The organism is Paucibacter soli, from assembly GCF_037482845.1.
In the GTDB taxonomy this organism is placed as follows: domain Bacteria; phylum Pseudomonadota; class Gammaproteobacteria; order Burkholderiales; family Burkholderiaceae_C; genus Paucibacter_B; species Paucibacter_B soli.
Map to the genome: position 1 here is coordinate 61,186 of NZ_JBBHJW010000009.1, position 12,029 is coordinate 73,214.

The 12,029-nt window shown below is 58.3% G+C and carries 13 protein-coding genes; 10 read left to right on the forward strand and 3 right to left on the reverse strand.

What is annotated here, in order from left to right; all coding sequences use genetic code 11:
• Positions 1-13: 13 nt before the first annotated feature.
• The 3 genes from WG898_RS18250 to WG898_RS18260 form a co-directional block, all read right to left on the reverse strand.
• The gene (locus WG898_RS18250; RefSeq protein ID WP_339604235.1) at positions 14-967 is read right to left on the reverse strand and encodes an IS3 family transposase; all 954 of its coding nucleotides are present in this window, start codon (positions 965-967) and stop codon (positions 14-16) included.
• Entirely contained in the window at positions 967-1,380 is a 414-nt protein-coding gene (locus WG898_RS18255) for a transposase (protein ID WP_339604236.1), read from the reverse strand. The genes WG898_RS18250 and WG898_RS18255 overlap by 1 nt, the downstream gene beginning before the upstream one ends.
• 394 nt (positions 1,381-1,774) lie before the next feature.
• On the reverse strand, positions 1,775-2,746 hold the full coding sequence (locus tag WG898_RS18260) for a DUF6685 family protein (protein WP_339604237.1): 972 nt from the start codon (positions 2,744-2,746) through the stop codon (positions 1,775-1,777).
• Between the two features lie 440 nt (positions 2,747-3,186).
• Between WG898_RS18260 and WG898_RS18265 the strand changes: the two genes are divergently transcribed.
• The 10 genes from WG898_RS18265 (at position 3,187) to WG898_RS18310 (ending at position 11,935) form a co-directional block, all read left to right on the forward strand.
• Positions 3,187-4,419, forward strand: a complete 1,233-nt coding sequence (locus tag WG898_RS18265; protein ID WP_339604238.1) for a hypothetical protein — start codon at positions 3,187-3,189, stop codon at positions 4,417-4,419.
• Positions 4,416-4,946, forward strand: a complete 531-nt coding sequence (locus WG898_RS18270; protein ID WP_339604239.1) for an ADP-ribosyltransferase-containing protein — start codon at positions 4,416-4,418, stop codon at positions 4,944-4,946. Before WG898_RS18265 ends, WG898_RS18270 begins: the two co-directional genes overlap by 4 nt.
• 205 nt (positions 4,947-5,151) lie before the next feature.
• The gene (locus WG898_RS18275) at positions 5,152-5,370 is read left to right on the forward strand and encodes a hypothetical protein (protein WP_339604240.1); all 219 of its coding nucleotides are present in this window, start codon (positions 5,152-5,154) and stop codon (positions 5,368-5,370) included.
• Positions 5,370-6,203 carry a hypothetical protein gene (locus tag WG898_RS18280; protein ID WP_339604241.1) on the forward strand — a complete coding sequence of 278 codons (834 nt, stop codon included), beginning with the start codon at positions 5,370-5,372 and terminating at the stop codon, positions 6,201-6,203. The genes WG898_RS18275 and WG898_RS18280 overlap by 1 nt, the downstream gene beginning before the upstream one ends.
• Positions 6,200-6,652, forward strand: a complete 453-nt coding sequence (locus tag WG898_RS18285) for a type IV pilin protein (RefSeq protein WP_339604242.1) — start codon at positions 6,200-6,202, stop codon at positions 6,650-6,652. The genes WG898_RS18280 and WG898_RS18285 overlap by 4 nt, the downstream gene beginning before the upstream one ends.
• 243 nt (positions 6,653-6,895) lie before the next feature.
• Entirely contained in the window at positions 6,896-8,311 is a 1,416-nt protein-coding gene (locus tag WG898_RS18290; protein ID WP_339604243.1) for a hypothetical protein, read from the forward strand.
• Positions 8,308-8,976 carry a hypothetical protein gene (locus WG898_RS18295; RefSeq protein ID WP_339604244.1) on the forward strand — a complete coding sequence of 223 codons (669 nt, stop codon included), beginning with the start codon at positions 8,308-8,310 and terminating at the stop codon, positions 8,974-8,976. The genes WG898_RS18290 and WG898_RS18295 overlap by 4 nt, the downstream gene beginning before the upstream one ends.
• A 138-nt stretch (positions 8,977-9,114) precedes the next feature.
• A complete protein-coding gene (locus WG898_RS18300; RefSeq protein WP_339604245.1) occupies positions 9,115-9,537 on the forward strand; it encodes a hypothetical protein in 423 nt (140 codons plus the stop codon).
• 38 nt (positions 9,538-9,575) lie between these two features.
• Positions 9,576-10,181 carry a hypothetical protein gene (locus WG898_RS18305; protein WP_339604246.1) on the forward strand — a complete coding sequence of 202 codons (606 nt, stop codon included), beginning with the start codon at positions 9,576-9,578 and terminating at the stop codon, positions 10,179-10,181.
• Positions 10,182-11,194: 1,013 nt separating this feature from the next.
• The gene (locus WG898_RS18310; RefSeq protein WP_339604247.1) at positions 11,195-11,935 is read left to right on the forward strand and encodes a helix-turn-helix transcriptional regulator; all 741 of its coding nucleotides are present in this window, start codon (positions 11,195-11,197) and stop codon (positions 11,933-11,935) included.
• The last annotated feature ends 94 nt before the right edge of the window (positions 11,936-12,029 follow it).

Below are 12,029 nucleotides of genomic sequence, written 5' to 3' on the forward strand. Positions count from 1 at the left end.
TGCTGTGGCAACTCTATTCGCGACCGAATGCGAATCTCGATGCAATTTCTCGTTCCGAACGCACTGGCTGTAGGGATATCACAAACTGGGCTCTAGCACACGACTTGTATAGGTGCTCTTCGTTGTACCAGCGCACGAGTGCTGTGGCCCAGCGGCGCGCTTGCAGCAGGTCTTCGAACGGTTTGACGGGCAGCTCCGGGCGGTACTTCAGGGTGCGGAACAGGGACTCCGAATAGGGGTTGTCATTGCTCACCGAGGGGCGGCTGCGGCTGGGCGCCACGCCCAGGCGCTGCATGGTCGCCAGCATGGTTTCGCCCTTCATCGGGGAGCCGTTGTCCGAGTGCACCACGAGCTGACCAGCGGCGATGCCGTGTCTGGCGCAGATGTCCTGCAGCAGCCCCGCCGCCAGCTCCGCGCTCTCGCAGTCAAACACCTGCCAGCCCACGATCTTGCGGCTGAAGAGATCGACGAACAGGTACAGATAGAAGTGGATGCCGCGCACGCAGGTGGGCAAATAGGTGATGTCCCAGCAAAAGATCTGCTCGGGCCGTGTCGCCGTCAGCGCGCGCGGTCTGCTGCGCTTTTGCGGCGTGCGCTCCAGCCGGCGATGGTGCATCTGGCCGGCCTGATGCAGCAGCCTGTACAGCGTCGATTCGCTGGCGATGTAGCGGCCCTGGTCGGCCAGGCGGGGCACGATCTGGCTGGGTGGCAGGTTCTTGAACTCGTCGCCGTTGAGCACCGCCATGGCGGTCTTGCGCTCGGCTTGGCTGAGCTTGTTGGCGGGCTCCGCTCGCTCGTGCAGGCCCGCCACGCGGCGATCCCCGCCTTGGCCTTCGGGGCGCTGCCAGCGCTGCACGGTGCGCGCGGACAAGCCGATCTGGGCGCAGGCCGAATCCAGCCTCGCGCCGGCCGCGCAGGCTTCGTGAATCAGCCCCAGCAGAGTCTGGCGCTGTTGGGTGCAAGTCATCAGTCCTCGTCCCCCAACAGCGCTTGGAACTTTTTTTGCAGCACCAGCAGCGCTGCCGCCTCGGCCAGGGCGCGCTCCTTTCTGCGCAGCTCGCGCTGCAGCACCTCGTGCCTGCCTTGCAGGACCTTGAGCTCGGCCTTGGCCTCGCGCCGTTCCTGGGCCGTCTCTGGCTCAGGGCCGCTGCAAAAGGCTTCGCGCCAGGCCGTCAGCTGGTGCTCGAACAAGCCCTTCTCGCGGCACCAGGCGTGCAAGGCCTCCCCGCTGAGGCCGTGGCTCTCCTGCAGCGCCAACAAGCGCTCGGCGGCGCTCCATTGGCGGGCCGGCAGGCTTTGCGGGAGGCTGCTGGGCATCACGACCTCAGCTTTGCCCTTGCGCGACTCCTTGAGCCAGCCCTTGAGGGTGTGCAGCGGCATGTTCAGCTCTGCCGCAACGTCGTCCAGCGTACGCGATCCGCGCTGCCTGGCTTTGCTCAGCGCCTGCTCTTTGAACTCAGGCGTTCTTCTCAATTTCTGCATGTGTACTTGTCGTTCCGATGCGGGTCACCCGCTGGAAAATGGGGACGACAACTATTCTGACGCGGGGGGGGGTTTGGCAACCACCAAATTGACTTCTCCAAAAAGATCCCTATTTCGCGCAACGAGATTGTCACGTTCCTCATCTTTGAGTGGAACCAGGACACCAACACGTCTGGGCCCCGTCGGCAGATTCATTTCTGGACTTAATCGTTGCCAACGAAAAGGCCCGCATGTGCGGGCCTGGACTCACATGCGCCGCGGCCTGAAGGGCGAGGCTGGCTGCGCAACCGGGTCAGGCGGCCTGTGCCAATGCCGACGGGAACATTGGCACCTGGTTCAGGGCCGCAACCGAGAGCAGGTGGCCAGCATCGGTCAGACCAGCGCTGCGCAACACCTGAGCGACTTCGCGGGAGCGTTCGAAGGCCTTGGGCAGGATGAGCAGGAAGCCGTCAGGAGCACTCCAGGGCAGGCTCAGATAAGCCCATGGCGTCTGCAGGCGACTCATGAGCTCGTGCAGTTCCGTCTCCGGCGCGCGGCAGCTGACCAGGGCATCGGAATCGTCGGCTGGCTCGGGAAAGCCAACGAAGAAAATGTCGTACTGGTTGACCAGGTTGATGACCGCTGCCATGTTGATGGTGTGCATGGTCAGTTGAGCACCAACCTTGATGTCGGTGCGGGTCTGCAGGGCAATCCATCGTGCCGCGGCAAAGTGGTGACTGCCGTCGCAGTTGCTGAAGAAGAAGCGCTCATCCCACTGGTGCCAGACGAAGTTGTCTGGCGGCGCTTTGGGCTCGAGGCCTTCGACCCAGAGTCGGACGTTGCCCTTGCTGAGCAGCGCGCGTGCCGCTTGCGGAGTGACGTCGCTTAGCAGGTCCGTGCAGTGGGCTGTAGCGAAAGCGTCGAGCTCGGGGAAGTTCTCGATTGGGCTCTTCGATGCGGACAGGCCCTGGACCTCGCGGATGCTGAGTTCAACGTGGCCGACGCGTTCCTGGCGGGTCACGGCGAACTGCGCAGGACTCTGGCGTGACGCGACCATGCCGCCAAAGCCGTCCGGTTGCCACAGCAACAAGTTGGCGTTTGCGTTGCCGACGTGGTGCCACGGGAAGACATTGGCCAGGGCTGCGGTCATGCCGTCAAACCCTGGGGGCAAGGCTTGCATTGTCTTGGCGTACGCAGACAAGGCTTCGAGATTGGCCGTTCGGCCGCTGAGTGTGTGCCACAAGCCGCGAGCAATGGCTTGGAGGGGGTTGAAGATGAATTCCATGATCTGGAGGGTGCTCCGAAAGTTGGTGGTATCAGGTATAGGCAAAAGTTCTAAATGGCCGCGCCACGAGGCTCTTCCACCCCTCCCTGCTGCCAGCCTGCTCACTTCACTTCAGCTATGGCTCATGCGAGCAAAGTGACTCGATACGGTACTTCGGCAAGATATCACATACACGCCTCATGTCCAAAGTATTGACGTTGCATCATGACTTCATAACGGGCGGGCATGAGTTGATTTCATTGTTCATTGAAGTCAATTCTCGCGCCACATCGTGCAGTAGCGCACACTCGGTGCCATATTCGTATGTGATATCCTATACGCAGTCTCATTGTTCACATACTCCAGTACGCCCTCCCGGGTGATTCCAACAAAGACCTGCCCGGCGACGAATTGGCCTCTGAGCTTGGAACCGACACCGACATCCAGCATCCAGCATCCATATGGGCACGAACGTATCTCCCTCTGAAGTTGTCGCACCGTTTCGGTCGCACCGTATTGACGAGTGGGCCGTCGTCTATGACGCGCCAACATCTCAGCCTGGACGCCTTGCTCTTAGCTCCAGTGTCTTTCGCGGAATGCGTGACAAGGATGCGGCGATTGCCTATGCCGATTTCTTGGCTGCCAAGTTCAAGGAACTCAAGGCGCCGCACTCTGTCTTTGTGGTGGCTGGACCTACCAGTACGACAAAGTCTCCCTTCGAGGTGGTCACCGCGAGCGGTGGCTACTCGATCATTCACCGGACTCAGCCACCATCGGGTGCGTTGCTCAGGGGAATCCTGAGGGGTGCGACCCGCTCGACGCGCCTGGTTGGCGACGTCCAGGACCCAGTTGCCCGAGACATCCTGGATTCCCAGTACCTGGGCGGCCTGGAGAACGAACTGCAACGCCTGGATCTAGGAGAACTCGAGAAGTTCCAAATCATCGGGGCTGGCGCATCTTCCGTGGTGCTCGGCTCCGGCAGCAAGGTGATCCGCCTGGGCCTTGGCGACCTGCCGCGGCGCGACAAGCTCGATGAGGTCCTGCAGGCGGAGTACGTTGGCAAGATCGGGGACCTTCGTTATGAGGTGTTGCCGTTGGTGGTCGTTGTCGGGATCACCCCCATGCACGTCGAGGCGCTGGCGCACAGTCTGGCAATGCGCGGATACGAGTGGGGCGATCAAGGGGCGGACAACGTAGGACTTCTGGATGGCCGGCCGGTCATCTTCGACTCGGACAGCGTACGACCTACTGCGGCGAATCGGGAGACCGCGCTGGCGCGCTCGGAAGCGCCTGGCGGCGCGGTCATAAGCGAGCTGGCACAGGAGAATGTGTCGGACAAAGCACTCTTCGATGCGATGTTTGCCGCAGAGGAGTTGCACGGCGAGCTCGAACTGCCTGGCGTCATTGCCGATGTTGTGGCTGTGCGCGGCGGATCCTCGGCGATCTACGGCTGGACTGGCGACGGCACCGGCCGGACTCGTGCAGCACTTCAGGCCCTGAAGGAATACGGCAACGGCGTCCTTGAGGTTCATGACCCGGGTGAGCCCGACTCTTCTAGCTTCGACTACTGGGCAAAGATGCTCCAGGAAGGCTTGGTCACTTCGCTCTTTGACGCGCTGGGTGATCGAATCACAGTCAGCAATAGTTTGGCGGATTCTTCGGCATCAACCAAAAAGCGTGGACCGCGGACGTGAGCATCGCTGGCAAAGGTCTGGATGAACTGGCCTGGTTTTGCGGCAGCCGGGTGGTTGATGCCGCCGGCAATCCACTGATGGTCTTCCACGGGACCCTTTTTGCTGAGTTCGATGAGTTCGACATCAGTGCGGAGAACGCCTACGAAGGCGGGGCCTTCTTCAGCACGAGCCACGCGGTGGCCAGCCATTTCGCAGATCCGGATGTTCGGGGCCTAGATCACGACGATGAGGACCTGCAGCCAGGCGTGATCCCTGTCTATCTGTCGATCAAGAATCCAAAGCGACTTGGTCCTGAGGATGTGTTTCGAGCGAACAATAGCCACAGCTTCGATGTCATGCGAAAGGCACTCGCTAAGGCGAAGCTGGAAGGGTACGACGGGGCTCATATCGTCGGCATCGCTGATGGCGACAAGACTGCAGATCAATGGGTCGCATTCCATCCGGATCAGATCAGGAGTGCAATTGCTCATCCGATGCCCGCGGTTCGACATGCCCAGCCGCGGCCACGTACGCGGAGGCACCCGTGATGGTTCCAAGCGGTCCTGATTCACAAGCTCGACCAACCCCGCCACCAATCCCACGAGAGCATATGCGTCCATGAACGCTGATAAGACGTGTGTTCAGCAGGACCGGGATAGTCTTGGTCTTGGTGAAAAGCCCCACTGGAGCTTTCCTCGCCTGGTGCAGGAGTTTGAGAATTAGCCCACTTGCCCGGCGCTGGCTGAGATCCTGGTGAAGCACGATCCCGGCAATCAAGGCATTGGGAATCTCGCCGGCACGGTCGCTCATTCGCTCATCATGCAGAGGCTGATGCAGGGCCATCTTTGGCATCTGGGTCAACTCGGGGTCCTTGTCGAGGGTGACGAGCGCGTCTCGATTGGGGATGCGCCTGATTCGCAAGGCGATGGTTCGATGCCGTTGGCTTCGCGCCGACGCCGTTTGGGGTTGTGATGGCACACATTCCTGGTTCCACAGTGAAAAATGACTACCGCCTGGCAGAGAACTATGCTGCCAACTCTGGTTTCCTGAAGCATGCCGGCCGCCACGTTGAACTGTGCGCCTACGACGATGGCGAAGGAGGCGTCGATCCTGAATGCGAGCTGCGTGTCGCGCTCGCACGCATGCGCGACGCTGGTCATGAGTCGGCCGTGGTGAAGCTCCGCGAAACCAAGGCGGGGATCGGGATCATCGCTCTCAAGGGGAAAACTGACCTCCAGATACACGACGAGCTCTACGAGAAGTTTGATTGGGCACTGGTTGCGCACGCCGGAAAGATGGGCGCCTTCATTGTGCAGTCTCATGTGGTCATGGAGCACGAGTACCGCATGGTCGTTGTCTCCGGCTATCTCGTTGGGGGCGCAGGTTGCATAGAGGAGTTCACCCCTCTGGACAATGGAGGTTTCCATTTCGACACCCGAACTCGTCGCAGTCGCGGCTCGTTTGGAAGCAAGTGCAGTGTGATCGACTCTCATCCAGAGATCGTCAAGCAGTACCTGAAGGCTTCTCCTCAGATCATTAAAGACCTGCGGGAAGCCGAATACGGGACTGGCGCAGACGTTCCCCATGGCCCCGAGACCTTTGTGCTCGACCTTTGCCTGGTCAATGGCAACGTCGCAGTGGTGGAGGTCAATCCTGCGCGCAACTTCGGCCTATATGCCATGAACTACCAGGGGATCATGGTGGCTATGAGGTGGGTCGCAAATCGCCACATTCACGGTGACGGACCGACGCAAATTGTCACCAGCCCCAAGCCCTATTCCACAGCAAAGAAGATGCGCCCATGAACAAGACCATTCAAAAAGAGTCCCGCGGTTTCACGTTGATCGAAATCTTGATCGCCTTGGCCGTGGTCGGCATCCTGGTGGCGGTGGCGCTACCTTCCTATCGCGACTATGTGACGCGCTCGAAGCTTTCGGAAGCCACCGATGCCGTGGTTCCAATGCAGATGGAGCTCGGCCAGGCTTGTATGGGAAAGTATCTGGCAAACGCAACGAATTCTTCGTTGAAGCTTCGATCCCCTACTTCGTATGCGACGAAGACCGCAGTACAGTCGATTTCAGTCGATGGCGTGAGCGCCTCGTTGGCGAAGATCACCGTGAAGCTGAATGCCTTCGGCGCAGTCCAATCTGGCGCATCACTGATATACGCTGGAAGCTGCTCTTCCAGCGGCGGCCTCAATTGGAAGATTGATGCTTCCTCCACCCTGCAGAAGCAGTATCAGCCAAGAGTCTGACAGCGCCTACTTCATCGCCCCTCTATCGTCCAATCCATCGGTTACTTGCCGATCCGCTGTGTATATGCTATCTTGTACATAGTCAGATCTTCCTGTTCGCACTCCTCTTTGCGTCACCTTCGCGCTTTCAAGGAGTTGTCGAATTGGTCGCCTTTCTTGCTGCTTTGGCATCGGCGCGTCATCTTTTTTAAATGACGACTCATGCACAAACATGTCATCTCATCCTGAGATGAGAACGCGCCTATGGACCCGAAATTCGACACACTGACTCCGGCCTTTCTCGATGGGCTCACGAAACCCTTCCTGGGAATCAAGCCTGACTGGAGTCAGGGTCATACATCTTTGGTCTCGATAAGCAGCAACTCATTGGCGTCGAATCTCAAGACCACGGATCAGTTTGTCCACTTCATCCCGGGCGAAGATTTGATCTCTCGAGCGGGTCTGATGGCGTTGGCACAGGAGGTTGCCTTCGATGCCAATATGGCTCTGATTGAGCTCAGTGCGCTTGGTAGCCTGAACGTCAGGTGCATCGGATCCAGCGGCGTCGGCACTGCAGTGGAGATGATGTCCCGGGAGGCGATCTCCAAGCGAGTCCATCAGCTGCTTGATTGGCACCCGCATCTCTTGCACCCGAACCTTCTCGTCTACAGCTCTTCAACCCGCGATAACTGCTCGATGCTGAAGCACCTGGTGGCCTCAGGCGTGGAGCTGGACCCCCAGTTGATGAAGCGCCTGGCCGACCGCCATGTTCTGCCTGGCCACAGCTTCATCAAGAACCTTGGTGTGCCCGATGACCAGCAGGCTGAGCTCGTGGAGTTCGCGTTCAGCAAGGGCTTCCACAGAATTTCCGCAGCGCACTCTTTGCTGGCTGTCTTCGGCCGGCCGGAGATGGTCGGCGAGACCATCATGGAGCGACTCGGAGAGTCGGCCGGCGTCGCATCGATTGTGTGCGACCGCCAGTTCCGCGGCTTCGTCAAGATGCTCGAGCTCATCCAGAAGATCCAGGATGCCGCCGGCGGCGACGACGCCCGGGCCGAGTGGTTCATGCAAGGCGGCGAAGCCCTGGCGATGACCGACATGGCCTGGTCGAATGCCAAGCACCAGCACCCCGTTCTCATCATGATCTTCAAGGCGGCCGCGACCGCGGTTGCGGTGAACGCGACTCGCCCTGGTAGCGTCGCTGGATTCCCGGCCCGACCCATCGAGTCCTTGGCAGCCGGTCTCAATGGCATCCTGAAGCCGGAGTTTCGGCTTCCGATGTTTTTGCTCTCGAACAACCAGCTCCTGAAACTCGTCACTTTGTGCGCACAGGCAAGTGAGCACGGGTCGCTGATTAAGCACTACCGAGAGGGCATGACATCGACAGCCAAGCGGATGGAACGCCACCCAGAGGCGATCATCGAGTGGGCTCTGACTCGCGAGACTGGAGTCGACGGCCCGATCAAAGTTTCCGACATCGAATTCGACCTGGATCGCTATACGAAGCTGCTGGGTGGGCGGTTCGTCAGCGAGATCATGGCCAAGGTCACCGCAGCACAGATGTCCCAGATCATCGATAGCAAGACATCGAATTCTGTCCAGGCCCTGGGCCTGGACGCATCCATGGAATCAGAAACTGCAGCGTCGGCACCCGCCAGGCGCAGGAGCCGAGTTCTGTGAGCACCGAACTAGTCGTAATCACCTCACCCATCACCTCACCCACAGTCAAGGCCGCAAAGGCATTGGTGACGGCATGGACGGCCGGCATTTCCCATGGAAACGCGCTACGCGAGTGGCTGAAATCAGGCGAGCACAAGGATCTCGCTGCATGTCGTTACGCAATCGCGCGAGGCGACCGCTGCACGAATCACTTTGGCGACAGCATTGCTGCTCTTCTGTTCTCGAAGCATCGTTGGATCGAGTCCAAAACTGAGCAGACGCGCCAGTTGATGATGGACTACGTCGCCGCCGGTCTAATCAAAGTGGAATCGCCTCTAACCTTGAGTGAAGGCGATCCAAGCTTTGCCTACAACAGGCTCATGCCCCTTGAGCTCGCGATGGTCTGCACGAATGCGGAAACGACCTGCGTTCTCCTGGAGTCTGGCGCAATGGATGTGACCAAATTTGACGCCGTCCTGACAGATTTCGGCACCGGCGAGCCTCGGCCAGGAGAGGCCTTCGACGCCTTCGCACGAAGCCAATTCGCAAGCGCCCCGGAATCCCTGGCTAGGTTCACCGAGATCATTCTGCGTCGGCAGCTGGAAGGATTGACGGCGCCGGTTGCAGCTTCGGAATCGGTCGAGGTGGCGGCTACAGCGCCACTCCGGCGCAAGAGGGTGTTGTGATGTCCAAAGCAACCTCTCCGACACCTGACCCGATCCGCTGGTCGGCAGTGCGTCGCAAACAGCTCAGACGCCGGCGCGGCGATCACCTTCGTCGGGATCCGATGGAACTTCGATCACCGCGACGAGACGGCTGCATTGATGCGTGAGTACATCGACGCTGGCGTGCTCAAGCTCGACGAGCCCATGGTCATGAAGCTCGACTACTTCAACCGCAAGCCAGTCGATTACGAAGAGAACCACGGCCTGCTGCCGCTAGTGGCAGCCATGAATAATCGCAACTTTGAGGCGACCCTGGCGCTGGTGCGTGCCGGCGCCGTGGCGGTGACGGACTTCGCCGGGCACTTGTTGCCAGGTGCCCTCGATGGCGCCACCGATCCTCACCAAGTTGGCTTTGAGCTGTACGCGAGGCGCCAATGGGGCGACCTGGTTCACGCGCATGCTAGGATCAACGAAGCCATCATGAGCTGGCGGATTCAGCTGGCATTGGCGTCGGGGCCTGGACAGGACTCGGTCTCCACCCCATCGGCAGCATCTGCGCCACGGCGGCGCGCGGGGATGTGATCGCGACTGCCACTACGGCTCCAACTCGCAAGTTCATCATGAACGACCCGCTGAAGGACCTGCAGCGCCTGGATGACATGGAGCCGGAGCACATCCACGGCGAGCACTTCATCGTGCTCTGGGAATTGACCCGGGAACCCGAGTCGCGGCGTGATGATCTCGAGAGGGTTGCCCAGGACTGCATTGACCTCGCCAACGTCGGTGTCGATTGCCTTAAGAAGGGGCGTCCTCACCTCGCGATCCGGAAGTTCATCAACGCGTTCTGGAATGACCGCTCGGTCGACACGATGGCCAGGGTTTTCAAGGCATACGTCGACACCGGGATCATCGACGTCGACCAGGCCCTCGATGGCGAGCTCGCCCTGGCAGGCGCCATCCTGAACGGCAATATCCACACTGCCGAGCACCTAGTGCTGCATGGTGCCTCTACTGTGGGGCAGGATGGTCAATGCCTGATCGATCTGGCCAGAACACACTTCGGCCGCGACTCGATCTTCAAGGCGCCTCCAGAGGATCAGGAGAAAGCCGCAGCTCGATTGCTGGCCGCCTCGCTAAAGCATCAGATCCAAGATCGATTGATCGAGGCGCCAAAGGATCAATTGGCTTCACCACCAAAGACCCGGCAAAGGCTCGGAGCGCTCTGATCTCTATGCTCGGGCTCCATGCTTGGGGGACCCCAAGCTTTTGCCATCATTGGCTTTCAGACTGAGCCCTCTCAGGCTAAGGCGTCAGCATGCTCTGGCGCCAATGGCCCATATTGGGTTGCCACATAACGCGATCATTTATTCCGTTATGTATCTTCTTGCAAATCTACTTCGTCCACATTCTTCTGGCGTTTGGTGATCTGCTCAACAATCTTGCAAACGCTTTCAAGCTATCAGGGTAACTGTCACGAATTTTCCACGTTATCTTCGAAGGCCTCCATGAGGAAACATCTCGAACGCAGCAAGAAAAAGCCTCAGCAATGAACTCGTGGAATCCGGCATTATTTGGCCCAAATATGCGCCGAAAAGAGCGATATCCTGGAAACACAGGCTCCAGCTTCACTGTTGGTGTCCGACAAGGCCATCTCGACCTCATCGCCGTCGGGTGTCCGTATTGTGTAAAGTGACTCCTGGATAGGTATCGATCTCGGGCACAATGCTTGCCGCTCACCTTGCGAGACTCCAGTCTCCACGCCCTGAATACTTTCATTGCGCGGTTTAGACTTCGAGAAGTGAAGTGCGTTGGCCAGTGACCAAACAGAGCGTGACCGAGTTCATGCGCAAGCAGATCTGCTCTTCTGCTCCCTCGGTACCTGGCCGTGTCCACTGATATCGTGCCGGACTGTGAGGAGGCGATCATGCGATTCTTTCCTGGAGCCAAGCAAGATTGCTGCTTGACCACAAATCGTATGTTGCCAACTTCCTGCAGTTTCGATCCGGACCAAGGATCTCTGAGCCTATTTAAAGGCCTCCTTAGTTTCTTAATATCAGTCTCGAGCAAATCTATAGTTGATTTCGCAACCATACTAAATAAAATCCCTTTGTCGACAAGGATTTGTGGCGCAGAACCTCTTGTTCCTGATGTATTCATTTAGTTACTTGGTCTGGGCATGTTTGTGTCGAGGCGTCACATTTTATCGAAGTTGGCATACTTCAATAGTATCGATCTGTAGATGAGTCATCAAACTAATTGCGGTTCAATTTTTACCGATATTAACCAATCCATACTTGAAGTCTCCAGTATTCAAGATATGAAGAAGGTGCTGATTCGATTTGCTAATAGCCTCGACTGCGATATTATGGCAGCCTCTGCCATTACTGATTTGCCACACGACGGCATAGAATTAATCACCGTCGATAACACTCCAACCAGTTACCTTGAAATATACAACGACGTTGAGTCAAAGCAATTCGATCCAATTTGTCGGCACTGCAAAACTCAAAACACGCCGATTGTCTGGGATCAGTCAACATATGCCAATATCGGCCTAGGCGAATTGTGGGAGATACAAGCGCAGTACGGCTACAAATCGGGCATGACCATCGCGCTTCATCTGGGTGGTGGGCGCCACTTCATGTTCGGGATCGACCGTGACGAAAAGCTTCTCGAGCGCCGAGAGGTCCTGACTTCACATGTCGCCAAGCTGCAGTTGTTTTCCGTTTTCGCACAAGAGTCCGCTTGGCGACTGTTGACCAACAGGCCCACGATCCAGGAGGAAGTGCACCTCACGCCACGAGAGATCGACTGCCTCAGGTGGACCATGGCAGGCAAAACGGCCTGGGAAGTCGGCGTGATCCTTGGGATTTCCGAGAGAGCTGTCGTTGCCTATATTGGTAACGCAAACATCAAGTTGAATTGCACCAGCAAGTACCAGTCAGTGTTGAAGGCGATTCAACTGGGGTTAATACGGTAGTCCTGTCAAACCGTCACCTTGTCGGCGCATTTCACTTTGGTGGCCTCGCTCCTCTTGTAGGCGTTTTTGTGCGTCGACTTCACGCATGAGTTCC

Coding starts and splice junctions, on each gene's coding strand:
- WG898_RS18250 (WP_339604235.1), bottom strand. CDS start 967: ATGACTTGCACCCAACAGCGCCAGACTCTGCTGGGGCTGATTCACGAA.
- WG898_RS18255 (WP_339604236.1), bottom strand. CDS start 1,380: ATGCCGCTGCACACCCTCAAGGGCTGGCTCAAGGAGTCGCGCAAGGGC.
- WG898_RS18260 (WP_339604237.1), bottom strand. CDS start 2,746: ATGGAATTCATCTTCAACCCCCTCCAAGCCATTGCTCGCGGCTTGTGG.
- WG898_RS18265 (WP_339604238.1), top strand. CDS start 3,187: ATGGGCACGAACGTATCTCCCTCTGAAGTTGTCGCACCGTTTCGGTCG.
- WG898_RS18280 (WP_339604241.1), top strand. CDS start 5,370: ATGGCACACATTCCTGGTTCCACAGTGAAAAATGACTACCGCCTGGCA.
- WG898_RS18285 (WP_339604242.1), top strand. CDS start 6,200: ATGAACAAGACCATTCAAAAAGAGTCCCGCGGTTTCACGTTGATCGAA.
- WG898_RS18290 (WP_339604243.1), top strand. CDS start 6,896: ATGGACCCGAAATTCGACACACTGACTCCGGCCTTTCTCGATGGGCTC.
- WG898_RS18300 (WP_339604245.1), top strand. CDS start 9,115: ATGCGTGAGTACATCGACGCTGGCGTGCTCAAGCTCGACGAGCCCATG.
- WG898_RS18305 (WP_339604246.1), top strand. CDS start 9,576: ATGAACGACCCGCTGAAGGACCTGCAGCGCCTGGATGACATGGAGCCG.
- WG898_RS18310 (WP_339604247.1), top strand. CDS start 11,195: ATGAGTCATCAAACTAATTGCGGTTCAATTTTTACCGATATTAACCAA.